The organism is Halioxenophilus sp. WMMB6 (assembly GCF_033283405.1).
Taxonomy (GTDB): Bacteria; Pseudomonadota; Gammaproteobacteria; order Pseudomonadales; family Cellvibrionaceae; genus Halioxenophilus.
Genome location: NZ_JAWMQR010000005.1, coordinates 185,728 through 210,792, shown reverse-complemented (window position 1 = coordinate 210,792; position 25,065 = coordinate 185,728). Strand labels below are relative to the sequence as shown.

General features: G+C 53.0%; 22 protein-coding genes. 1 reads left to right on the top strand and 21 read right to left on the bottom strand.

From position 1 onward, the window contains the following. Window positions 1-60 precede the first annotated feature (60 nt). From SBL51_RS14185 to SBL51_RS14160, 6 genes are all read right to left on the bottom strand, one after another. A complete protein-coding gene (locus tag SBL51_RS14185; RefSeq protein WP_317931662.1) occupies window positions 61-384 on the bottom strand; it encodes a hypothetical protein in 324 nt (107 codons plus the stop codon). Window positions 385-386: 2 nt separating this feature from the next. Continuing rightward, a complete protein-coding gene (fliS, locus tag SBL51_RS14180; RefSeq protein WP_317931661.1) occupies window positions 387-773 on the bottom strand; it encodes a flagellar export chaperone FliS in 387 nt (128 codons plus the stop codon). Window positions 774-928: 155 nt separating this feature from the next. Then, entirely contained in the window at window positions 929-2,380 is a 1,452-nt protein-coding gene (gene fliD / locus SBL51_RS14175; RefSeq protein WP_317931660.1) for a flagellar filament capping protein FliD, read from the bottom strand. 267 nt (window positions 2,381-2,647) lie between these two features. Then, window positions 2,648-3,022 carry a flagellar protein FlaG gene (locus SBL51_RS14170; protein ID WP_317931659.1) on the bottom strand — a complete coding sequence of 125 codons (375 nt, stop codon included), beginning with the start codon at window positions 3,020-3,022 and terminating at the stop codon, window positions 2,648-2,650. Window positions 3,023-3,107: 85 nt separating this feature from the next. After that, a complete protein-coding gene (locus SBL51_RS14165) occupies window positions 3,108-4,643 on the bottom strand; it encodes a flagellin (protein ID WP_317931658.1) in 1,536 nt (511 codons plus the stop codon). Between the two features lie 539 nt (window positions 4,644-5,182). Continuing rightward, entirely contained in the window at window positions 5,183-6,715 is a 1,533-nt protein-coding gene (locus SBL51_RS14160) for a flagellin (protein WP_317931657.1), read from the bottom strand. A 286-nt stretch (window positions 6,716-7,001) separates the two neighbouring features. On the opposite strand from SBL51_RS14160, the gene SBL51_RS14155 reads away from it, so the two are divergent. Continuing rightward, a complete protein-coding gene (locus tag SBL51_RS14155) occupies window positions 7,002-8,504 on the top strand; it encodes a hypothetical protein (RefSeq protein WP_317931656.1) in 1,503 nt (500 codons plus the stop codon). Between the two features lie 122 nt (window positions 8,505-8,626). On the opposite strand, the gene SBL51_RS14150 is transcribed toward SBL51_RS14155, so the two are convergent. From SBL51_RS14150 to flgF, 15 genes are all read right to left on the bottom strand, one after another. Further along, entirely contained in the window at window positions 8,627-8,890 is a 264-nt protein-coding gene (locus SBL51_RS14150) for a phosphopantetheine-binding protein (protein WP_317931655.1), read from the bottom strand. After that, window positions 8,832-10,049, bottom strand: coding sequence for a Gfo/Idh/MocA family oxidoreductase (locus SBL51_RS14145; RefSeq protein ID WP_317931653.1), 1,218 nt, complete (start codon window positions 10,047-10,049; stop codon window positions 8,832-8,834). Before SBL51_RS14145 ends, SBL51_RS14150 begins: the two co-directional genes overlap by 59 nt. Next, the gene (locus SBL51_RS14140; RefSeq protein ID WP_317931651.1) at window positions 10,046-11,566 is read right to left on the bottom strand and encodes a class I adenylate-forming enzyme family protein; all 1,521 of its coding nucleotides are present in this window, start codon (window positions 11,564-11,566) and stop codon (window positions 10,046-10,048) included. Before SBL51_RS14140 ends, SBL51_RS14145 begins: the two co-directional genes overlap by 4 nt. Continuing rightward, the gene (locus SBL51_RS14135; protein WP_317931650.1) at window positions 11,560-12,261 is read right to left on the bottom strand and encodes a DapH/DapD/GlmU-related protein; all 702 of its coding nucleotides are present in this window, start codon (window positions 12,259-12,261) and stop codon (window positions 11,560-11,562) included. The genes SBL51_RS14140 and SBL51_RS14135 overlap by 7 nt, the downstream gene beginning before the upstream one ends. Next, a complete protein-coding gene (locus SBL51_RS14130; RefSeq protein ID WP_317931649.1) occupies window positions 12,258-13,262 on the bottom strand; it encodes an FkbM family methyltransferase in 1,005 nt (334 codons plus the stop codon). Before SBL51_RS14130 ends, SBL51_RS14135 begins: the two co-directional genes overlap by 4 nt. Next, window positions 13,262-15,202 (bottom strand): hypothetical protein, encoded by a 1,941-nt coding sequence (locus SBL51_RS14125; protein WP_317931648.1) that lies wholly within the window; start codon window positions 15,200-15,202, stop codon window positions 13,262-13,264. Before SBL51_RS14125 ends, SBL51_RS14130 begins: the two co-directional genes overlap by 1 nt. 133 nt (window positions 15,203-15,335) lie before the next feature. Next, complete coding sequence (locus SBL51_RS14120; RefSeq protein ID WP_317931646.1) at window positions 15,336-16,508, bottom strand: DegT/DnrJ/EryC1/StrS family aminotransferase; 1,173 nt, start codon at window positions 16,506-16,508, stop codon at window positions 15,336-15,338. Between the two features lie 31 nt (window positions 16,509-16,539). After that, a complete protein-coding gene (locus SBL51_RS14115) occupies window positions 16,540-17,223 on the bottom strand; it encodes a sulfotransferase (protein WP_317931645.1) in 684 nt (227 codons plus the stop codon). Then, entirely contained in the window at window positions 17,223-18,569 is a 1,347-nt protein-coding gene (gene flgL / locus SBL51_RS14110; protein ID WP_317931643.1) for a flagellar hook-associated protein FlgL, read from the bottom strand. The genes SBL51_RS14115 and flgL overlap by 1 nt, the downstream gene beginning before the upstream one ends. An 11-nt stretch (window positions 18,570-18,580) precedes the next feature. Further along, entirely contained in the window at window positions 18,581-20,575 is a 1,995-nt protein-coding gene (gene flgK, locus SBL51_RS14105) for a flagellar hook-associated protein FlgK (RefSeq protein ID WP_317931642.1), read from the bottom strand. A 59-nt stretch (window positions 20,576-20,634) separates the two neighbouring features. Continuing rightward, the gene (gene flgJ / locus SBL51_RS14100; RefSeq protein WP_317931641.1) at window positions 20,635-21,591 is read right to left on the bottom strand and encodes a flagellar assembly peptidoglycan hydrolase FlgJ; all 957 of its coding nucleotides are present in this window, start codon (window positions 21,589-21,591) and stop codon (window positions 20,635-20,637) included. A gap of 2 nt (window positions 21,592-21,593) precedes the next feature. After that, complete coding sequence (locus SBL51_RS14095; RefSeq protein ID WP_317931774.1) at window positions 21,594-22,700, bottom strand: flagellar basal body P-ring protein FlgI; 1,107 nt, start codon at window positions 22,698-22,700, stop codon at window positions 21,594-21,596. 4 nt (window positions 22,701-22,704) lie between these two features. Next, entirely contained in the window at window positions 22,705-23,397 is a 693-nt protein-coding gene (gene flgH / locus SBL51_RS14090) for a flagellar basal body L-ring protein FlgH (protein WP_317931639.1), read from the bottom strand. 10 nt (window positions 23,398-23,407) lie between these two features. Next, window positions 23,408-24,193, bottom strand: a complete 786-nt coding sequence (gene flgG, locus SBL51_RS14085; protein WP_317931638.1) for a flagellar basal-body rod protein FlgG — start codon at window positions 24,191-24,193, stop codon at window positions 23,408-23,410. Between the two features lie 127 nt (window positions 24,194-24,320). Then, window positions 24,321-25,064: a flagellar basal-body rod protein FlgF gene (gene flgF, locus SBL51_RS14080; protein WP_317931637.1), complete on the bottom strand. Its 744-nt coding sequence runs from the start codon at window positions 25,062-25,064 to the stop codon at window positions 24,321-24,323. Between the last annotated feature and the right edge of the window lies 1 nt (window position 25,065).

Below are 25,065 nucleotides of genomic sequence, written 5' to 3'. Positions count from 1 at the left end.
AAAAAAGGCCTCATTCAGAGGCCTTTTTTATTAATACAGAAGCGTAAAATTTAACACCCGCTAAGCACAAATCCCGGAAGCGTATACGGCTTGTGCTTTTTGGCTGTTGCTGTGTTTTTGCCACTGCTGGTGAAGAGCGGCTTTTTCCTGCTGCAAGCGCTCTATCACCTGGCGGTAGAGCTGCGCCACCGACATCACTTTGCTGTGGATGGCTGGATCCTGCATCTGCCCCGCCTGTACACATTGATGAACCAGCGCGTTCACTCGCTGATCCAATTCACTCAACTGCTGCCAGCTCTCCGCTGCAACCACCGCACTGATACGGGCGTGCAGGTTATCCAGTTGCTCGTTCAATAATTGCAAATGATTGAGGGATTGATTCACGACTATTCAACCTCGCGAATTTGATTCCAGCCGGATTGAATGACCGACATTAACTTTATAACTTCGTCACACTTATCAATATCGTTCTGCGCATTAGCCACCACTAATTGATGAGACATATACTCGTACAGCTCTTCCAGATTGGTAGCGATATCGGCGCCTGCTTCAAAATCCAGTGCGGCGCGCAAGCCCGAGAGGATATCCAGCGCTTTGGAAATTTTCTGGCCTTTTAGTTCGATTTTGTTGTTGAGCATGGCCACCTTCGCCTCTGCCACACGGGCATTGAACCCCTGCAACAACAACTCGATTAATTTATGCGGTGACGCGTCTTCCACGGAGGTGTGGACATTCACCTGGTTATAGGCACTGAGTGCGTGGTTGTGATTCATTTACTGCTCCCGTTACCACCTGTAGCTGGCTATGGATTTATGTAGATTGCTACCTCTAAAGCTATAGCGGCTGCCAGAGTGAAAACTTAAGCCCGCAGGCTAGGCATTTCTATGTTGTTTTGGCCTAACAACACCAAGAACTAGGCGAAAATGAGCTACTTATCTTTGCTACTACTGCCACTGGATAAAGCGCTGGTCAGATAACTTAAAGTGTTATTGAGGCTGCCAATCAACGCGTCAGCGGCCTGGTATTGGGCGTAGATACGGGCTTCGGTTAGCTCCATGCGCTTATCGAGCCTTTCACGCTGGTCGTCAACACCGTTTAAGGTTCTTTGCAGGCTCTCCTGGCGAAGCTGCAACACGCCGCCGGTGCCGGTATAGCCCGAAAGTGCGCTACCCAACCGTTCGGATAGCCCCTTATCACCAACGAACAGATTGCTAATGCTGTTGAAGTTATCCTGCATAGCGGTAGTGAGTTTGTCTTCATCCAGCGTCAATAATCCATCTTCATCGGTGGTAATACCGAGGTTGACCAGATATTGCAGCCCTTCCGGATTATCGCTAACGCCAATCTGCAGTCGATCCCGAATGGTGGATACCAGGCTACGAACCGTGGCATCGCCGGTTAATGCACCGGTCACATTGCCGGTGGAGCCATCGTTAACCACAACCACCGTCAGCTGATCGATAATGCCCATAAAGTTGTTATAGACATCAATAAAGTTGTTGATTGAATCTTTAACGGCACCCGTGTCATTGGAGACAGAGAGGTTAATGGTATTGCCATTAGTAAAATCGGTACTATCCTGCGCTGCCAACAGGTTTAAACTCACCCCTTCAATGGCGCTGTCGATGGTGTTACTGGCGCTGGTTACCTGTAAACCGTCGACATAGACGATGGCGTCGGAGGCGGCAGCCAGCTCTTTGCCATTATTGGTTACACCACCGTCACCCACGCCACCGACATCATTGGGGTCATACACCAGTTGCGATAAACCGCTGCTGTCGCGACTGTTGCCATCGTCATCCAGCACGGTTACCGCTACCACATTATCAAAACCCGTCAGGGTACTGGTTAACACCAGCCGGGCACCGGTATCGTCGTTAATAATCGAGGCTTTGACTCCGAGATTATTCTCGGACTCATTGATCGCATCGCGGATGTCGACCAGGGAGTTATTTTCGGAATCGATATTGAGACTAAATGAGCCGGCTCCCAGGTGAATAGTGATGGTGCCTGTACCCAAGGGGTCCTGGCTATTGGCAATGCCCTGGCTGGCAATTTTGTGGGCCGTGGCAACCTGCTCGATTTGTACCTGATAGTTACCGGTTTGAGCAGTTTCAGAGGCGGTGGCGCCAAGAAGATCCCGATCGCCAATACTGACGCTGCGGCCTTGATAGAGCTCTTCATCCCCCAACGCTTCAACAGCATCAAGAAATGTGCTTAGCGCCGAGTTGAGCTGCCCCACAGCGGAGAGCTCTTCGGTAGTGGATGACTCCAATCGGTTTAGTCTACTTTCTGCTGGCGCCCTTTCGGCATCGACTATCGCCTGGACAATGGAATCGATATCCAGGCCAGATCCAATCCCGTTAAAGGTAATAGACATTTTTCACCTCATAGGCAATAAATTGCCGGTAATGTTTGGCCGCCTTAGTTATGGTATCGGCCAATTTGCTCAAAAGTGTAAAAACGCAACTTTCAGGCCAATCAGTGGGGTTATACCCAGGTGTAAGCGCGGTAAACCGATCTTACCGGCTCTACCACCGCAACATTGCTTACGCACCTGGGTGATAACCCAGTCTGCGTTGGAAACGCGAAAAAGGATGCCTATAAAGATAGGCATCCTTAAGTCCGCTTTCCACCAGGTTACTTATTAAGCTTCAACGGAAGTCATCAAACTGCGTACTTCTGCAATTCTCTCAGACAAACGCAAAGCCTCTTCCGACGGAATTTTGCGAATTAATTCGCCTGTTTCCGAATCCGTCACTTCAACAATCACCTGCCCGGTTTCGTTCTGTAGGCTAAAGGATAGATCTCGACGAATGGATTGCGCGAATTCATTCAAATTCGCCACCACGGTTTCAATCTCCTTAGGCTCCAGATCCCTTTGCTCAGCAACCGCAGGCTTAGCTACGGCCTGGGTTGCTGTGACTTGTGCGATTTGGGCTCCCTTTACATCATGTGCTGCGGACGCGGGATTAGCGGTGACAGCTGTCGGGCGAATATTTACTGCGTTGTTTATATCCATGACTCACCCTCCACTCAGTGAATGAAGGCACGATCCATAGAACCACACGTCCCTGTGCCGATGCCTTAATTCACTAACGCTTATATTAGCCCAGCAGACTCAAGACTGTTTGTGGCAGCTGATTCGCTTGCGCTAACACTGAGACACCAGCTTGTTGCAGAATTTGCTGTTTGGTCAACTCTGCAGTTTCAGCCGCGAAGTCAGTATCCTTAATTCGGCTACGGGCAGCGGAGACGTTCTCAGAGATGTTCTGCAGGTTGGCAATGGTGTTTTCAAAGCGGTTTTGTACCGCACCCAGTTGGGCACGTTGCGAGTCGATATTGGCAATCGCACCGTCGACAATGGCGATGGCATCCTGCGCACCATCTGCGGTGGTAACATCGATACTTTCAACGGTTTGCAGCAAGCCAATGGTATCGGCTGAGATTTCGGCAAAGCTAGTGCCGGCAATAGTAAACGGCTCGTTGGAGTCGAAGGTCAGTGTACCCACCGCTTCGAATTCGTTAGCGCCATCATTCACTAGCTGAGTGGTAGCGCCAATCACGCCATCAGCACCCACATCGGTAAAGGTAATCGAGGAGTCACTAGCACTATTATTACCGTCAACTTCGGCAAAATTACTCACTTCAATATTGTCACCATCTTTGGCGGTGAGAATCAGATTACCGTTTTCATCGATAGCCGCTGAGATACCATTGGAGCCGGTATCCGCATTGATCGCATCGCGCAGGTTCTCCAGGTCGGTGGCGTCATCACCTGAGGCAGTCAGCGTGATGTCGGTAGTGGTGCTGCTGGTACCGCCATCGCCGTCGTTGGTACCAATGCTGAAGGTGATGGAGTCACCAACAGAGTTGGCGGCATCGTAACCCAACACCAGGTCGCCGGCGCTAATAGCTACACGGGTAACGGCAGTTGAGGTAACACCAGTGGTCTCAGAGAGAGCGTTGATGGCATCACTCAATTCACCGGCAGTGTCGGTGGCGGATGTGGTCAAGCTGCCAGTGCCGAAAGAACCAGTAACAGTAACAGTTGCACCATCCGTAAACTGATTGGTACCAATAGCGCCCGAAATACTACCGGCAACAGTACCGGCGCTTTGTACGCGGTAGTTACCTAACTTATCGGAAGAGGCGTTGGTGAGAGAGACTTCAATAGTCTGGTTTGCTTCAGATCCAACCTGGAATGAAGAGGTACCAAAGGTACCGTCCAGAATCTTACGACCACCGAAAGTCGTGGTATCGGCGATACGGGTCAATTCATCTTTCAGTTGGTTGATCTCTTCCTGCAGCGCCTGACGCTCTGTAGCAGAGTTACTGCCGTTGGCGGATTGCAGGGCCAGGTCACGGATACGTTGCAGAATGTCGGTAGACTGCTGCAGTGCACCTTCTGCCACCTGGGCCAGAGAGATACCGTCGTTGGCGTTACGGGAGGCAACATTCAAACCATTGATCTGTGAAGTCAAACGGTCAGAAATTTGCAGCCCCGCAGCGTCATCCTTGGCACTATTAATACGAAAGCCCGTTGATAAGCGCTGGAGAGAGACATTCAGCGATTCAGAAGAGCTGTTCAGGTTGCGTTGCGTGTTTAAAGACGCAACGTTGGTGTTGACTGTTAATGTCATTATAGAACTCCTGGGGCCCTCTGACGGGGCTAGATTGACTGTGAGATAAAATTCTACAGGAAGGCTATCGGCTGATTTTGGTAAAACTTTAAAATTGCAAAATTTTTGAAGGGATTGGCCAAAAGCCAGGTGCCACAGGGGCGGGAGTCACTTTCAGAGTAGACCAACAATACGCAATTTACCCTTTGCGAGAATTTTTTTTCAACGATTCACCACTGCCCTCACGAGGTAAGCAATGGTGCTTGTGCCACAGCCAATATCACTCGTACCTTATTTAGCATTTCCTAATGGATTATTTCAGATACAAAAAAACCGCCAGGTAAAGGCGGTTAAGCTGAGGTAGAAATGGCAAGGGGTACCAATTTATTGTTGCGGGATTCTCTATCCAGCAACGGATGCGGTAAATAATTTTACTGCTTGCCACTGCCTACAACTGACGATAAACAACCCAGGGCAATACAGAGGGGTATCGAGCAGGGTCAGCAGTGGCCAACCGATTCCCGGCACCCCCTGGTAAGCGGTGACCGGAATTCAGCTTATTAACCACCCAGCAGATTCAATACCGCTTGTGGCAGCTGATTGGCCTGCGCCAGGATGGTTGTTCCCGCCTGTTGCAGAATCTGGTTTTTGGTCAGCTCTGCGGTTTCTGCGGCGAAGTCGGTATCTTTAATTCGACTTCTGGCGGCCGCTACGTTCTCATTAATGTTGTTCAGGTTGGCAATGGTATTTTCGAAACGGTTTTGAACCGCGCCGAGTGTTGCCCGCTGACTGTCAATCAGGGCAATGGCACCATCGACAATGGCAATGGCATCCTGAGCATTATCGGCAGTGGTCACATCAATGGTCTCTACTGTTTGCAGCACGCCGATGGTGTCGGTGGTGATTTCGCCAATGCTCGCTCCCAACAGGGTAAAGGGTTTGTTGGAGTCAAAGGTGACAGTACCCACCGCTTCCAGCTCGGTATTACCCGCACCGCTGAGCACCACATTGTTGGCAGAGAAGGTGCCATCCGGCAGTACTGGTGTAAAGGTGATGGAGGAGTCGTTGACGCCGCCGTTACCGTCGATTTCGGCAAAATTGCTCACCTGAATATTGTCGCCATCTTTGGCTTTGATAATCAGATTACCATTCTGGTCGATGGCGGCCGACAAACCGTTAGAACCCGAGTCAGCGTTAATCGCATCGCGCAGGTTTTGCAAATCCAGAGCCGGATCGCCGGTAGCTGTGATTACCATGTCGGTAGTATCGGAATTACCGTTACCATCGTTGGTGCCAATTGAAAGACTTATTGAGTCCCCCACACCGTTGGCCGCATCAAAGCCCACCAGAATATCGTTGGCACCGATGGCGATGGTATTAACGGCGCTGGCAACCACCCCGGTGGATTCCGAAGAGGCGTTAATGGCCTTGGCCACATCACCGGCGGTGTCACCCGCCTCAATGGCTAGGGATGAAGTACCAAAGGAGCCCACCACACCAACACTGCCAGGCGTATACTGCAGAGTACCGATAGTCGCAGAAATATTGCCCGATACAGTCCCTTCCGATTCCACTCGATAGTTACCCAATCGATCCGACGAGGCGTTGGTGAGCGTAACCTCAATGGTTTGATTAGCCTCTGAGCCAACCTGAAATGATGAGGTACCGAAGGTGCCATCCAGAATACGGCGGCCGCCAAAGGTGGTGGTCTGCGCAATTCGGGTCAGCTCATCTTTCAGTTGGTTTACCTCTTCCTGCAACGCCTGACGTTCAGTCGCGGAGTTGCTGCCGTTGGCCGATTGCAAGGCGAGGTCACGAATTCGTTGCAGAATATCGGTACTCTGCTGTAATGCACCCTCGGCCACCTGCGCCAAAGAGATACCATCACTGGCATTTCGCGCGGCTACAGTCAGACCATTAATCTGAGAAGTTAAGCGGTTTGAAATCTGTAAACCGGCAGCGTCGTCTTTAGCACTGTTAATGCGGTAGCCAGTCGACAGGCGCTGCAAAGATACATCGAGGCTACTCGATGAGCGGTTTAAGTTTCTCTGCGTATTTAAAGACGCAACGTTAGTATTTACTGTTAATGCCATTTTCTTTTCTCCTAGCCCCCGGCGGGATTAAGAACCTCATAATATGTCAGTTACAAACGGGACTTCGGCTCTAAAAAAATTTACTTTAGGAAAAATTGGCATTTTTCTGCCAACGGGTCTTACCGGCAGAAATTAATTTTCATTAATACAAAATAGTTATACATAAAGCTAATTTTATAAGCCTTAACCCCTCGGCTCAGTTCATTAACCGCTATGCGTCTCTGGCACCCCACTTGCTAAACATCCCAACAACCCGCAAGCAAGTCAAATCTTTACGGACAGTGTAATGAGTATGATTGAGCAATTAAGCCAAGCCCTGGCTGCCGGCAATGCCAGCCAGGCCCAACAGTTAATTACCGCAATCAGTCAGCAACAGGATTCCGCCAACGCACAGGTGCCACTGATCAACCTCTGCCTTAAGCACGGATTCCACCAACAGGGGCTGCAATGTTTTGCCAGGGCGGCAACTGATGAACAGTTTGCTTTACAAATATTGCCGCTTTTGCAGGAGCCACTGTTAAAGAGCTCCGCCGAACTCACCCTCGCCTACCTCACCGTCGCCCACCAAGCGCAGCCACAAAACCTGCAGCTGCTACTGACCCTGGCCGACAACCAGCTGCAGTTTAATCAGCTACAAGAGGCAGAGCAGGTATTAACCAAAGCACTGCAAACGCACTCCCACCCGGAAATTCTGGCACGACTGGCCGAGGTCTACTTCCGCTGGAACCGCTTCCACGATGCCAAAGCTTGCGCTCAGCTGGGCTTGGCTATGTCGGCCAACAACCCTCAGTCGCTCATTAATTTGGCGGTGGTCGAGAAAGCCCTTAACAATCTGCAGGAGTCCGCGCGACTGTTCAGCCAGGCACTGGAACTCGAGAGCAATAATTTTTACGCCCACATCAACCTGGCCCATCTCTATTTAACGACCGGGCAATTTAAGCTTGGTTGGGCGGAAAATGAGTGGCGCTGGCAGGATGCACACTGTAATAAAGAGATGTTGCCACTGCCCGAATGGCAAGGCGAGCAGAACGTCGACCACCACCTGCTGCTGTGGGCCGACCAGGGGCTGGGCGATCAAATTCAATACCTCTCGCTACTGCCGCAGGTAAAAGCCAAGGTAACGGTCAAGGTGGATTCCCGTCTGCACTCTCTGTTGACGGAGACCTGCACACTGCTCGATGCGGATTATCAAGGTGATTTCAGTGAGTTTGACAGCCAGCTGTCGTTGGGTAGCCTACCCCGTTTTCTCGTCCACCAATTTAGCGACCTGAAGCCCAGCACAGCTTATCTACAGCTGCCCTCGCCAGTGGCAGGCGCAAACCTGAAAACCAATCAAAAAAGGTGGCTGGGCTTCTCCTGGCGCGGGGGACGTTTCGGAACAGCGGCGGCCAGCCGCAGCCTGGAGTTAAGCCTGTGGCAGCCGCTGTTTGCGCTGGAGAATATTCAGTGGGTCAATCTGCAATACGATGCAACCGAACAGGAGATCGAGTGGCTGGCTTCACACAATGTGATCACACCGGAATTTGATCTGAAAAATGATCTGCTACAACTGGCGGGGGCAATGACAAGCTTGGATGGGTATTTCGGCGTGGATAACTCGACCATCCATCTGGCCGGAGCCCTGGGAGTCAAAAGCTGGCTGCTGTTAACCCCAATTGCCGACTGGCGTTGGTTCACCGATGCCGAGTATTGCTACTGGTATCAGTCCGTGCAGTTACTGCGCACACTACCACTCAATAACGAAGCGCTGGCGGCGTTCTATCAAAGTGCCCAGGCACTCCTGGCATAAACGCCAGCGGCGTCTTCGCTCCCGCGTGGTCGCCGCAGGTTTGCCGATTTTTAATAACTGAGTAGTCAGATAATCGAAATGGCCGGGTTATCGAAATAGAGAGCGGCCGCCGGCAATCTGCGCTAGCAGCCCTGCAACTGTTGGTCGATGGCGTGGGCCAAAGTGTAAACAGAGTCCAGTCGGCCTTTGATGATCTGTTCGGGCGTAAACTGCACAGCAAACACTTTTTGCACTTTGACAATAAATTTGAGGGTGCTCATAGAGTCGAGCAGGCCACTGGCGTAGTAGTGAATGTCACCGTCCTGGTCCGCTTCAACCTCGCCGTATTTAGCTAATTCGTCGATCAGCCACTGACAGATGGTCTCGTAACTGGGTGGTGCCTGCATTTCTAACGGTCGTACAGCGCTCATTGATTACTTCCCATTGTTGACTAGCGTGAGAACGGCCCATTACTTCCATTAAGTGTAGACCCTCCTGCGCTGGTTCAATTCCGTATTCTTTCCATATTGTTGAAATTTTATTCTGCCGCTGGCTCACCACTGCCGTGGCGAAATCGCGGTAGAGATTGGCAAAAGCCTCGATAAACCCGGACGGGTGACCAGCCTTAAAGCGGTTGTACTGCCCTTCATTAGCCACCAGGCAGCTGCCACCACGCTCGACAATCTCCCGTCTGCCATCGACAAAGTTGAGCTGCAATTGCTCGGGCTCGGTCTGCAGCCAGAGCGCGGACCCCCTATCCCCCATCACCCTCAGGCTCAGGCCGTTTTTATAGCCCAATGCCGACTTGCTCACCCAGTAGCGGCAGTGCAGGTCGTCCTCGTAGTCGACCAGTGCGGTGGCATCGTCCACCACCGAGTCAAACCAACCGAAGGTGTTGTGGTCGGCCAGCACCCTGAGCGGTCGCTTGCCGGTCAGGTAGTAGGCCAGATGATGCAGGTGGGTAGTGAGATCCAGATGCAGGGTGGCAATGGTGCCATCCTGCAAGCGCCAGGGCTGAGGGCTGGGCTTCTCGCCGTTTTCCAGCAGGCGGGCAAAGCCCTCCTGCGGCATCTCTAAATGCATGTGCCGGATGCGGCCCAGTTGTCCCACCCGAACACGCTTACGCAGCTCCCGCACCATGGGGTAGCCGCTGTAGTTGTAGGTGACCAGCAGCCGGCCATCGGAGGCTTTCAAGCTGCGTTTAATCGCCTCGGCCGAGGCGACGCTGTCGGTCAGGGACTTCTCGCAAATCACGGTGAGGCCGGCGTCGAGCGCCGCACACACCATATCCTGATGAGCCGGCGTCGGGGTAAGAATGGCCACGGCATCCAGCTCGGTACGGCACTCGGCCAGCAGTTGCCGCCAATCGTCATAGACCCGCTCCGGTGGTAAACCATACTGCCGGGCGGTAAGTTCATTGATGTCGTTGTGGCGGCTGAATGCCCCGGCCACCAGTTGCCAGCAGCCATCCAGGTGGGAGGCCGAATAGTGGGCGTAGCCAACGGCGGAGTTACAGCCACCGCCAATAAAGGCAAGCTTCAGATGGGGCGTCTCTCGAGTTATCACAGACTCACCTCCGGGGTGTTTTGAGCCACCTCTGTGGCCGGCACCAATAGGGGGACCAACTGGCTGCGCTGGAGTTTACCCAACGCGGTTTTCGGCAGCTGCTCAACAAAAAACCAGTGCCTGGGCAGCTGGAAATCGGCCAGCTGCTCGGCCGCGGCCAGTGTTAATAACGACGGGTTGTGAAGGGTATCGGCCGCAGCAACGACGGCCACCGCCACCGCCTCCCCCAGTTGGCCATCGGGATAGGGAAAGGCCGCCGACTCTTGTACTCCTGCAAAACCATTCACCACCGCCTCAACGTCACTGGGATAGATGTTTACCCCACCGGAGATAATGATCTCCTTTTTACGGCCGGCGAAAAAAAGAAAGCCCTGGGTATCGAAATAACCCAGATCACCGGTTTTAAAGTAACCCTCATAATACGACTGAGCGGTTACCTGGGGTTGCTGAAAATAGCCGGAGAAGGCCATGGGCGACTGTACACAAATCTCGCCAACATTGTTGGCCGGCAGTGGCTCACCCTGGTCGTCAACAATTTTGGCCTTCACCCCAGGCAGCAAGCGCCCTACCGAGCCCAGCGGCACAGCCGGGGTAAACGCCACATCACTGACAATGGCCACCTCCGAGGCGCCGTAACACTCGTGGAAGCGGCAATTAATTTGCGTTAACAAAGCCCGCTTAACATCGGTAGCCAGCAGTGCCGATGACGACACCAGCACGCGCAGGCTGGTCAAGTAGTTGGCGACGGGCTGTTCTCCGACCAGCTGTTGCAGCTGTGACGAGGCAGCGATGGTAAATGTCACCTGCTCCTGCTGAATAATCTCCAACCAGCGCTGTTTGTGGTACTTGTTCATCAGCACCAAGGTACCGCCCGAAAGCAGCGCAACGAACAGCAACCGCTGAGCCAGGGAGTGGTAAAGCGGTGTCGCCGCCAGGGTAATATCGCCGGCGGTGAGACCGTAGAGTTCAATGGCCGCCTGAGCACGCAAAAACTTGGTTTTTTGGCTCAAGACAATGGGCTTGGGGTCGCCGGTAGAGCCCGAGGTCATGGTCAGGATATAGGGCGCACTCTCAACCACCGGTGCATCAGGGGCAACGGGAGAATCAGCAGTCGACGCGTGGCAGATGACAATCGGCTCATTGGCGTAGACGCAATACCAGTCAATGGCCGGACAGGCACCGTGTAGATCCTCCACCAGCGGTTGCCAGGCGACCACCGCTTTGGCTCCCACCCGTTGGCTGGCGGTAGCGACTGCCGCCTGGGTACTGGCCAGGGGCAGAGGCACATAGACCAAGCCACACTCGGCCGCCGCCAATAGCACCACCACGCTGTGCCAACCATTGGGCAGCAGGCTGAGCAGTGAATCGCCAGCCACCAGGCCGGCTCTGTGAAAATGCGCCGCCTGTTGCTCCACGGCGGCCATTAAATCGATACAGGAGTAACGGCGGTTGCCAATAATCAGAACCGTTTTATCCTCTTGGCCTAAATAGGCTTGGCGAATGGCAGGAATTAACATCGGCGCCCTTCCAACAGCAACAGGTAGGTACGGCTGTCGAGCTCAAACACGGTGCCCGGCTCACTCACCACCACCTGATTCGCCTGTGTGTTGCGGGTCACCAAGGTATTGGCCCCCACAAAAGTCCCCGGTGCTAACACCACGCCATGAGCGACACTGGCATTTACGCCAAAAAAGCAGTTGTCCCCGACAGTCACACCGCCGGCAATGGCCACACCGGAATTAATCCAGACGTTATCGCCAATGTTACAGTCGTGGCCAATGTGCACACCGCTGGCAATAAAGGTGTTGTCGCCTACGCGTGAATTGCAGTGGATTGAGCAGTGATCAAACACCACACTGTTCTGGCCGATACTAACGCCCGTGTGCAGCCACAAATCGGGAGCAATAAACTGGGCCGGTTGAAAACCCATTGCCCAGGCGCGCTGGCTGATATTCGCACGCAGATCGTTCATCTCTCGATACCCCACCGCCACAATCAACCGGTGTTGTTGCGGTGGGTAGTGGTCGGCCAGTGCTTCAAAGGCGACCAATGGCAAATTGCAGAAAGTGTTGCTGTGGCAGCAGCTGTCTTCCACGGTATAGGCGACAACCTCATAACTGCTCTGCAAATAGGAGGCGTAGGTCGCCGCCATGGCACCGTTGCCATAAATTACCAGGGGCGCCCGTGGCGCGAGTGTAGAGCCGCTACTCATAGCGCAAATAGCACCGATTCAGCAATGCCACCCGAGTAGTGGCGAAAATAAAATTGCCGCGGTACTTCAGCACTGCGCAACCACTGCCAGATATTTTTAAAATCATCCGGCAGATGGTAAGCCGATACGGCAAAACCCACGTGAGCACTCTGCAACGCTTTGCTGGCGCCACTCAAGGCCATCATCTCGGCCCCTTCGATATCCAGTTTTACCAGCGTGGCATCATCGGTCAGCAGGTGGTCGATGGTAGTCATATCAACCGCGTCGCCGCCGGTGGTAACGATTTTGGCCGAGGTACCGGTGCCGGAAAAATGGACCACATCGCAGCGATCACCGAGGCAAGCGGGCAGCACTTCAATGTTGTCTAACCCGGCCAGATTATTGGCAATTAACGAGCGATTGCGGGCACTCGGCTCAAGCAATTTAATCGATTGATAGTCCGGGTAATATTCCGCAAATTTCAAACTGTCACAGCCATCAAAGGCGCCACCATCGATGAGATGACAGTAATTTCTATCGAGCAGAAAGGGTTCGAAATACTGCTGATCAATTTTCACCTCGAAGTCGGCCAGGTAGTCGATATTCAAGCTTTCGCGAAAAGCCAATACTGCCTCGAACTCAATCTGCGAGCGGGTATCGGCAAAGTCTAACGCCCAGCTGCGCACCAATGACAGGTCGTTCTTGATGCCCAAATAGGCCTCAGCCAACATGGTGTTACGAAAATTTTCCGGCCACTGGCTAATAATCTCACCGATAAAAATTACCGTGGCGAACTGCAACGATTTAAGCCGGGCCTGAGCCTGATAGGCACGGGAGTTGTAAACACAATTAATAATCGGTGCTGTCGGATCAATATCCGCCAGCGTTAAACGCGGCAGACCCAAAATGGTTTTGGCATTACTGAATTCATCAATAATACCCAGCAGGGGGTAAAACTTGGCCAGGGCTTCGGTATGTTCGTTATAGCCAAAGGCATAGGCCGGTAGTGCCGAGATAGTCATTACGCCTCCGAAACCGATACCGCAGGCGTGGCCTGCACAACGGGTTTAAAGGCCAGACGGTCGTCAACGCTCCAGAAGTGTTGCCCTTGCGCCTGGATTACCTCATGTTGCTGATAAACCCATAAAAACAGGTCGTTCATATCCTTGCGTTTATGTTCGCTGGCGGCACCAAACAGCAACTGATCAATATCCAGCGCCTGCAGCTGTTCACTAATCGTTACCCGCAACGGGTCGTCGTCGACCAGACGCACCGCCGCAGCGACATAGTCACTGATGCTGTTAGCCCGGCAAAACTCTGGCAACCCCACCCGCTCACTAAAGGCATAGTCGGTATGACTGTGCGCCTCGGGTCCATCCAGGCAGACAATCGGCAGGGCCAGACGGGCACTATCGATAAAGCCGTTGGTGTTACCAAACGGAAACGGGCTCAACACCAGGTCGCACTGACTTAAGCAGGCCATATAGTTGTTGTAATGCATATTCTCATGCACCACACAGGGCATAATCTCTTCCAGGCGCAGAGCAATGGCGAGGTGGTTCACGCCACTCAAATTGGGAAAGAAATGAAACTCCACCGGTCGGCTGCACTGCTCTGCGATCGACTGGCAGGCATTTAATACAGAAGGATTCAATTTATAGGCGATGCTGGGCACGGCGATACGAACCACCTCGGGATTACGGCGAATCACGCTCTCTGCTTTTGCCGTTAGGGAACCCATACTCAAAGCGAAGGTGCCGTCCTCAACGTGCAGAACGGTTTCATTGACACAGTTGGGATCGCCCAGTGTGCTCGCTTCGGCAAACAGGTAATCGATATGCTCACTGTAGCTGGTGGCTGGGTGACCCATGGTCATCATTTGTATGGGCGCCAACCGAAATTGCGCCAGCCCCACGGCCCACGACTCCATACCTAGGCTTGGGTAATAGATAATATCCGGGGCAATGGCTAACACTTGACTGATAACCGATTTTATCTGCTTGATTTTGGTCTCGCGCGGCAGAATCACCTGCTCATCAAACAGTTTCAGGCTATTGGCATCGACCCGATGTTCCGCACTCAATAGCACCAGATGAAAATGCTCCTTCAAACCGGCAATTGCCCGGCCGTAGCAGCGGAACATGGCGTGGTTAGAGGTGAATCGCTCACAGGCCACCAGCAGTATTGGCCGCTTCTTAAGCGTTCGCTGGCGGCTGATAAACGGTTGTTTGGCGCCTTGCTTCTGGCAATAATTTTTAATGATTTTATTGAGCGTAATTTTTACTCGGTGTTTATCCGGGTTGTTCATGTAGCTTAAGAACATCCAGGTATTCACGGTGCGGTGAATGGCGGTGTCGGAGGGCATTACATTACTGAAGCGGTCAATAAAAGCCAGCACATCATTGCGCGTCTGGTCGGCGTCATCGCTGAGCACCATTTCGTTGTCGAGCAGGCTTAGCCAGAACAGATAGGCCAGCTCTACCGGCAGCGCGGCCAATAGATTATTGACCAGGTCTCGGCCAGTAGAGGCGGTGCAGGCCAGAATTACCTTAAAAAAATCGCCTTCATTGCGGTACTGCACGCGGGAGTCACTTTTGCGTTCACCGATAAACTCCAGGCAGTGGCGCATATCGATAAAATCGGTGGCCGCAAACAGCGTCACCAGATAGCGCTTATAGAGCAGAAGATATTCAAACCCCTGGCGATTCAACTGCCAATTGGGGTCACAGATCAGTGCCGTAGCTGCTGAGCAAAAGCGGGTGAGCAGCTGCTTGGCAGAACTCTTGCGGCGATTGCGGGCCACCCCCGCATCACTGACCGTGACCAGATCCCAGGTTTTCTGTTCGAAGCCTTGCAGGGCTTGAATCAACAGTAAAGTGGCACCTTCGTAATCCCGCGCGTAGACCGCCCGTTCGAAATCTTCCAGTTCGCACAGTGGTTGCTGTTGCTGAGTATTGTTCATCTGCCTGCGGCCTACTGTTGTTTATTTGACGCTAATAGTGTGACCAGCTAAAAAGCAGAAACTATGCCAGCCGTTTTTTAGTGACAAATTCCCTTCGCAGTACGGCAATTCAGCGCAGGCTGACGGAATTTTGCTACTTATTTGCCAGCGACATTACGTTTGCACCCACCGGCTCGGGAAAATGGATTGTCGTATTGGCCAACACCTGAGTCAGCGCGCGGGTAATCGCCCGCATCTCTCTGTCGTTGAGCTGCAGGTGGAAGGGCAAGCCGATAATGCGATCACTCAACTGCTCGCTAACGGTCAGATCGCCAAACTTCAGCGATGCATTTTTAATATAGCTGTCGAACGCCGGATGCTGATGCAGCGGCGGGCAGTACCACTGGCGCACGCCAATCTGTTGCGCCTCCAGCGCCTGGCAAACAGCGGTGGCAGAGCCCGGCACCGCTACCACAAACAGCGTTGGTGAGTTGGGCGCCAGCCCACTTTGATAGGTCAATGCATTCCTGAGTGGTTGCAACCGCTCGCGCAATTTGCGGTAGATAATTCTGCGACGGGACTTCATCTGCGGGAAGCGCTCAATTTGGCACAAACCCACGGCCGCGTGGTATTCACTCAGCTTGGCATTCATACCCACCGTATTAATTATGCCTTTGCCAAAACCAAAGTTGGTCAGCTCCCGGGCGGTTTGCAGATACTCCCGATCGATCGACAACAGGCCGCCCCCCTCACCTATGCCTAACGATTTGGTGGCGTGAAAGCTGTAGGCAATATCTACTCGTGGCTTGGGGGTATGCGCGGGAAAGGCACCGGCGGAATCAATCAACACCTGGCAATCGTATTGGGCGGCAAACTTCTGCCAGGCCTCGGTATCCAGGGTTTGGCCATAAGCGGCAACCGGCATCACCACCTTGGCGCCGGACTTTGCCACCACCCCGGTGGCAATTTCCGGTGTTAATACCCAGGAATCGGAATCGACATCGGCCAGTACCGGAATTAATCCGGAGCGGATAATAGCGGTGGCGGTGGCCGGAAAGGTGAGCGAAGGCAATACCACACGGGTACCCGGGCGCAAGCGGTAAGCGCTTAAGCCAACCTCCAATGCGGTGGTACCCGAGCAGGTGGAGACCATGGCGAAATCTTCGGTGGCGCGAGGATTTTGAGCTTTTAACAGTGCCACCAGCTGCGTTTCAAATTCCAGGCAGAGGGGCCCGTAATTTGAGTACCAATGGTTGTGATCAATTTGCCTTAACCAAGGCAAGATCTCATCGGTAGAGGGTAAATCTGGCACCATCAGCGGGATCATAACTGCTCCACAAAGTCGACGAGGAAATGTCTCAGGCGTTGGTTCGCCAAAGCTCTGGTGCTATGAACTCACCCACTCTGGCCGCGTCAGGTGTTAATTCCAACGCATTGGCCAATGACAAAAGTTCACCGCTATTACCAGTTATCAGGTTATCGGCTGAAATTTCGAATACTTGAGCCGCGCTGTTTTTTAGCCCCATCAGCCGCAACTGATACTGGTCCACAAAATCCTGCCAAAACTGGCGTTTGGGGGAGTGGTGCGCCATGAAGTGGGTGCGCAGACAGGAGTCGATAATATCGTCCGGATTGCGCCGCACGATCACCCATCGCGCCTCGGGAAAAACCTGCTGATAGATCGGCCACAGCAGAGTCATCTTGGCGTCTTTGTAAAGCCAGGGCTGTTGCCCTCGGTAACCATCTTTGGTGAGCAGCTGCTCGAAGGCGTTCAGCAGCCCCTGAGCCCGAGGTACCTGCTGGAACTCCGGCAATGATTTAACACCCAGAGGATCACAACCCAATGAGGTGAGAATGGGTTTGGTGAGCTGCTCGCGCAGGTATTGGTTTTCAAAAAAACCACGCGGGTTGCCAACCCCGCCCGCGACCGTGGTCCCCACCCAGGCGCCACACAGATGCAGACATCCGGCCACCATCGAGGTACCGGAGCGCGGCAGTCCGGTGACAAAAATTGGTGCTGAGAAAAAATTCGGATCAGCCATTAGCCCAAGCGATCAAACAGGCTCAAGCTGGTGACGCGCACGTAGCTCTGCTGTGCCGCCTGCAGTATGGTCTCCTGCAGCGAGAGGTCACTGAGCGCCTTGGCAAAGTCGATATCCTCAATATTGGCGAGAGCCTCGGCGTTATAGATCTCGGAATCCTCATGCAGATAATCGGTGGACTCCAACACATTCATGCGCGCACCAATCCGAGCGGAGACCGTGTCGAGATTGCGGCCGGCGTTATCAAGGTTATCCAGTATTGCGCCCAGACGATCGCTGAGGTGTTGATTGGCCGCGCTCTCTTCTGCTGGCTGCTGCAACAGCTGGGTCAACGCGTAGGCCGTGGCCATCAGCCCCTGGGTCTCCTGGCGATCGATCGAAAACTCAGTAGTGGTTGCGCCACCGGCTCCCACCACAAAGCCGTTTTCATCCACCGGCAGATAGAGTGTGTAAACCTGCCCCATCTCTGCGGTCATATCCACCTCTACCTCCAGAAAACCGTCGGTCGCGTAGGTATCCGCATTCAGATAGTTAATGTTGGTCGATGCTATTGGACCGGTGCCATCCGGCTGAATATAGGCGAAGGTAAAATCGAGCGGCACATCGGGAAAATTGGGGTCGGCGGCATCGCGATTGTCACTCATGGTGAGCGTGGTGGTTTGTGGCATTGCCACCGCGGTAAATTGGTCGTAGTAGTTATCAAACGCCTGTTCGTCGGCCAAATTGCCTGCACCGATGTAGTAACCAACCGTGCTATTGCTGCTGCTCGCTATCCGATGGCTGTTGTCGATATGCTGAAAGACATCAAAGCCGCTATCGCGTATAGAGACATAATTACCGCCGGCAATTTCCACTTCCCGCTCACTGGCATCACCCACGTAAACAACACTGCCGTCCGGTTGTAGCTGGAAGGGTTGAATATTGGCCTGGCTGCCGGCAAATAGATACTCACCGCGGGCATTTTGGCTGTTACCGAGGGAAACCAACTGTTCGTAAATTTGCTGGCTTTCCAAAGCGATCGCTTCGCGGTCTTCATTGGTCAGTGCGCCATCACCGGCCTGTATCGTCAACTCTTCCAATCGCTGCACGGCGGTGAGCACGCTGGTTAAAATCGACTCCTCTTCCGAGAGGTTGTTGTTGGCCAGGGTAATGTTGTCGCGGTAACGGGAGATTAAGGCGTTATCTTCCTGCAAATTCAGAATGCGGGTGGCGGCCACCGGATCATCCGAGGGCGTAAGCACACGTTTGCCGCTACTGACCTGCTCCTGTGTGCGCAACAGATCAGAATAGATATCCTGAATACTGTTGATACCCGAGCCAAACGCCTGTGTGGTAGAGACTCTCATGATTTAGCCTGTTAAAGTTCCAAAATGCGATCGAACAACTGCCGAGCAATGGCAATGACCTGGCTGGCGGCGCTGTAAGCCTGCTCAAAGCGGATAAGATTAGCCGCCTCTTCATCCAGATTTACTCCAGATATCTCCTCTCGATTATCAAACGCCTGTTGGAAGATATCCTGATTGGCCTCTGTCTCAATTTTTTTCTGCGCGGTAACTACACCGACGGTTTCCACCAACTGACCGTAGGAGTCGACCAACCCCTGATTGGGCCCTGTAACCGCGCTACTGCTGCGAATAAGATCCGCCGTTTGCAACTCCACCATCGCCAGCACATTGCGGTTATCAGCCACGCCGTCACTGTTGAAGTCTACCGAGATAGCATCACCATTCTGCGGCCGACCGGAAATATCCATCGTCACATCCACCGCATTACCCAGCCCATCATCGATGGTGAAGGTAAGGCTGTTGTTAACGCCGGGAGTAAAAGCAAGGTTAGCAGGCGATACCGAGTACCCCACCGGCACGTTGCTGATCTGCCAGAAGCCTCCGGTTTCATCATAGATCAGATCAAACGGGGTTGCCCCGCCCGCCGATACCAGGGGCTGGGTATTGGTATCCAGAGGCGTAATGATTTCTGGCTGGCTAATTGTAATCTCACCGCGATTGTCCAACGAGGTGATCGCACGCAACGGCGCAGCAAACGCCAATTGCGTAGGCTCATTCAACACCATGGAGATCAGTTCTGCGGAGCGCCGGGTGGGCGACAACATAAAGCCGTCACCATCGGCAACGGCGCCGGCAGTGAGTTGAATTTCTATTCCCTCACTGGGCAGGCTGATGGTCGCTGGTAACGGAATCGAGCCGGAATCCACCACGCTGCTATCATCCAGGCGCACGATCTCATAGTTGCCGCCGGTTACCCGCAACGTGTAATCACTGGCCGTTAACAGGCTGGTATCGGTAACGGCAATCTGCAATAACGCATCACCGTTATTAGCAGTATCTGCGGTTACGCGATTGACCATCGCCGCGCTGGTATTAATATCGTCGAATATATTAACGCCAAAATTGCCTTCCAGATCGAGTCCTTGAGCCTGCTGTTGGTTAATGGCATCGGCCGTTACCAACGCCAGTCGACCCAACTCATTCAATGAGGGCACCACCAACTCCTGCTGGTAGGTAAGCAGGCCACCCAACTGGCCACCGCTGATGACGCTGGTGATATCAGTACCCGATCTCGGCTGAATAATCGACAACTGAAAATTGGCATCCAGCGAGCGGGTGGTTTCCAGCAGAGTTACATCGCCACCAACCACCAGTGGCTGACCAGTACCAATAAACAGATTGACCGTACCATCGGTTTGCGGGGATGTGGTGACCCCCACCAATTCACTTAAATCACGAATGGCCTGATCGCGCCGGTCGATCAGATCATTCGGCTGACGGCCGTTGGAAAAGGCAGCGGCGACGGAATCGTTCAGATCGGCAATGCTGGTTACCAGCTGATTAATCTGGCTGACCAGCGCCTCAGCCTGATTATTGATGTAGCTATTTTGATCGTTAATTTGTTGATACAAAAGGTTGTAGCGGTCGGCCAGGCCATCCGCTTCACTTAACACCAGCTGCCGGGTTGCCGGACTTTGCGGATCTTCCGATGCTGTTGAAAGCGAGGCAAAAAAGCTCTCCAGACTTGTGGTCAAACTGGTGTTGGTGGAAGCCAGCAGTGAGTCGAGTTGCGACGCCTGGGAAAGATAGGCCTGAGACTGCTGCAAGTCCTGCCCGGCCAGACGCAACTCTTCATTGATGAAGTCGTTATAGAGGCGATCGATACCTGTGATACGGGCACCGGCGCCAATATAGCCGGCACCGGTAAAATTGGGTTGTTGGGTTGCCTGCTCAGTACGTTGGCGGGAGTAACCCTCGGTATTGGCATTGGTAATATTATGGCTGGTTGTGGCGAGCGAAGTCTGAGCTACGTTCAAACCACTGAGCGCGATATTAATTAATGACATACATCACACCTGAAATAGAACCGCTGCATCTGTTTACCATCGGAGAACTGCTGCCCGCCTTATTGCTGGCCGTTAAATTCAGGCCGCTGCAAAATCGCCATGATTTTACTGGCGTAGTCCGGATCCGTGGCGTAGCCCGCTGCCTGTAAGTGTTCAACATAGGCCTGGTTATCCGCGGCACACTCCAAGGCCTTTTGGTAACGCGGGTTGCCCTGCATAAATTGCACGTAATCGTCAAAACTCTCGGCTATGGTGTCGTAGGAGCGGAAGTTCGCACGCTCCCTGGCGGCCACACCATCGCGATATTCGACGGTTGTCACCTGTACACTATCCCCTTGCCAACGGCCATCACTTTTAATATTGAATAGGTTATTACTGCTGCCTGTGGCATTAGCGGTGATATGTTCACCCCAACCGGTCTCGAGCGCGGCCTGCGCTAACAACACATTTTTATTAACGCCCAAACGATTGGCAGCCTGTTCGGCGTGCTCAGATAAAGCCGAGAGAAAATTATCGCGATTAATGTTTTCTGCTGAAACTTTGGCGTTGGCAGCATCGGAGGTTGTCTTGGCCGACAAATTCGTCTCTGCACCTGGGGCCGCAACACGCGCTAGCGAGCTGGATGTAACCGCTGTGGGCAGGATACGTTGAGTGACCGGTTGTGACTCAGACGCAGACTGCCAATCCAACTGATATTGATTCATCATCTGCCTGGCCAGCATATCCGCCAGACCATAGCCGCCCTTGCCGGCCATCTCCATAGACATCTGCTGATCAAACATCTGCTGGTGAAATTGCATCTCACCCGTGTTGGCGAAATTATCTTTACCAATTAAATCAACACAGGAGCGCATCTCTTTCATTAACTGGCTGATGAAATAGGATTCAAACTCCTGAGCGACTTTCATGATCGCTTGCGGATCTTTATTACGCCCCAACTTTTTCACATCGTTAAGGGAGTTAAGATCGGTATAAGCATCGGCGCTCGATAGTGCGCTATTGGTGTTTATGTTCATCGTTAGATAACCACCAACTCGGCGTGCAGAGCGCCCGCCTGTTTCAATGCTTCAAGAATCGCCATTAAATCACCAGGCGCAGCACCGACTTCGTTCACAGCGCGCACAATGTCATCCAGCGTAGAACCAGGGGCAAACTTGAACATAGGCTTGGGGCCATCTTCCACCACGATCTCGGAGCGCGGCACAACGACGGTATCACCGGTTGAAAGCGGGCCTGGCTGGCTCACCTCGGGGTTTTCCCGAATGGTAACGGTAAGGCTGCCGTGAGTAATCGCAACCGGCTCCACCGTGACATTACTGCCCACAATAATAGTGCCGGTGCGGGAGTTGATTACCACCTTGGCCGCGCCCTGGCCTGGGTCTACCTCGAGGTTTTCCACCATTGAGATAAAATCAACCTTCTGTGCGGCGTTAACCGGCGCTGCAACCACGATTGAAGTTGGATCATTGGCGTAAGCGGTCTCTGGGCCAAAGGTTTGGTTGATTACATCAGCGACGCGTTTGGCCGTGGTGAAATCGGCCTGGTGCAGATTTAAAATCAGTGGTCGACCACCGGCAAACTCCAGGGGCACAGCGCGCTCAACCATGGCACCACCGGGAATGCGGCCCACGCTCGGCACATTAACCGTAATGCGGGAGCCATCGGCGCCATCAACGCCTAAGCCGCCCACCACCAGATTACCTTGAGCAATAGCGTATATCTCGCCGTCGATACCTTTGAGGGGCGTCATTAACAGACTACCGCCGCGTAACGAACCGGAATTACCAATGGAGGAGACCGTAATATCAATCGGCTGGCCTGGCTTGGCAAACGCCGGCAACTCCGCATGTACCGCCACGGCAGCAATGTTATCCAGCTTCATACGGGTGCCATCCGGAATCGAAATACCAAACTGTTTCAGCATGGAATTAAAGGATTGGGCGGTAAACGGTGATTGGTTGGTGGTATCGCCAGTGCCATCCAGGCCGACCACCAGACCATAGCCAATTAACTGGTTGCTACGCACACCCTGCACACTGGTGATATCTTTTATACGCTCGGCCAATACCTGGGGAGCGACCAGTGTGGTCAATGCCAACGCCAAAAAGAGGGAGCTAATTCGCAACATATTAAAAAGGCCACAATGCGCTATTGAAGAATCGAGACAGCCAGCCCATACGGTTACTCTCGGCCAACTCACCGGTGCCGCTGTAACTGATTCGAGCATTGGCGATGCGGGTAGAGGCGATGGTATTGTCAGTGGCAATATCCTGGGGCCGCACAATACCGCTCAAGCGGATAAATTCATCGCCGCGGTTTAAGGTTAACCACTTTTCACCACGGATAACCAAATTGCCATTTTCCAGAATATCGGCCACGGTAACGGTAATATTGCCTTGCAGGCGATTGCTTTGATCGGCATCCGCCTCACCGCTAAAATCCCGTTGCGCAGTGAGGTCGGTAAGCAGGCTAAGGTTAGAGACACCAAGCCCCGTTCCCAACAACGTGCCTTCATCAACACCGATATTATTATCTTTTATCACCGAGACGTTGGTCGATTTGCTGGAGGTGGTACGCTCCTGCAGAACAACAGTGATGATATCGCCCACCCGCATCGCTTTGGAGTCGCCATAAAGTGACATTGCGTAGTTGCGGCTGTAGAGAGAGCCATTACTGGGCGGCTCCCGGGCTGCACTCGGTGCCATCACCGGGGCAAAATAGGGATCACTATCCGGCTTGGGCGCCAGTGTTTGCGAACCACAAGCCGCCAGCAAGCAGGCCGCTTGTACCATCGCCAATAATTTAACCCACTCAGCCAGCATACCTTTCAACCTATAAGTTCTGGGTAATGTACTGCAGCATTTGATCGGCAGTAGAGACCACTTTGGAATTCAACTCGTAGACACGCTGGGTGGTGATCATATTGACCATCTCTTCGACGATATCGACATTGGAGTTCTCCAAAGTACCTTGCATAATCTCACCCAGCCCATCCAGGCCTGCAGTACCGGTGACCGGGTTGCCACTGGCTGCAGTTTCATAAAAGAGGTTGCCACCGAGGGATTGCAAACCAGCTGGGTTAATAAAATCAACGGTTTCGATTGTACCCAGCAGTTGCGGGTCTGCTTCACCAAGGATATTGGCAGAGACGGTGCCATCCGTACCAATGGTGACGGTACTGGTATTTTCCGGAATGGTTATCGCAGGCTCCAGCAAAAGACCATTGGCGTTGACTATTTCGCCATTGGCATTGAGATGGAACTGGCCATTACGGGTGTAAGAGGTAGAGCCATCGGGCATGGTGATCTGGAAAAAGCCGCGGCCACTGATGGCCAGGTCCAGCGACTGATCCGTTACCTGCAAACTGCCTTCACCAAACTGCTTTTGAGTACCCACCACACGCACACCGGTACCCAACTGCAGACCAGAGGGCAAGGTGGTGTCCTGCGTGGTTTGCGCGCCGGGCTGCCGGGTAATCTGGTATAAGAGATCTTCAAAGACAGCTGCATCTCTTTTGAAACCCACCGTTGATGCGTTGGCCAGGTTATTGGAAATCGTTGTTAGTTGAGTGTCTTGAGCGCTCAACCCGGTTTTACTTACATACAACGCTGCGTGCATGGAACAACCTCAAATATTTTCACTTTGTTAGAACTTAACCAACGCCTAGCTATCGGTGACCTTTCATCTACTGCAACATTAACCCTGTAAATCCGGTTAACTTTTTATCTAGTTAACTTTTATTCAATTAACTGAGTTGCAATAGCCGTACCGAGGCATCGGAATTCTCTTCTACCGTCGACATCATTTTGATCTGTGTTTCATACTGGCGGGCCAACGCCAAAATGTGCGTAAACTCATCGATCACATTGACATTGCTGCCTTCCAAAAAGCCGGAGGCCACGGTAACGTTTGGATCCTCCTGCAGGTCACTGCCATCGTTCAGACGAATCAGGCCATCGCCGCCCTTCTCCAAATTAGCCACATCGGGGTTGACCAATCGCAACCGATCAATCACCGCCAGGGATTCTGGCCCCTGCCCTTGCACCTGGATATTGATGGAGCCATCCCGTGCTATCTCTATTTTCTCCAAAGGCGGCAAAACAATGACACCGTTGCTGCCCATTACCGGCAAACCATTGCCGGTTTGCAGCAGGCCATCAGCGCCAATCACCAAATTACCCGCCCTGGTCAAAGCTTCACTGCCATCGGGCGCGGTGACCACAAAAAAGCCGTCGCCCTCTATCGCCAGATCCAGGTCCCTGCCGGTCTCTTCCATGTTGCCCAGAGTAAAATCGGTAGCCGGCCGTTCGGTTTGTGAATAGGCACGTGTCGGCAGGCCACTACCGTAATAGACGCCCTGACTTCGGGCCTGCTCGAAATCGGCACGAAAGCCTGTGGTATTGGCATTAGCCAGATTATTGGCCCGGGCGGTTTGTGCCAGCATATTGTTTTTGGCACCAGTCATAGCAATGTAAATAGCGCGATCCACA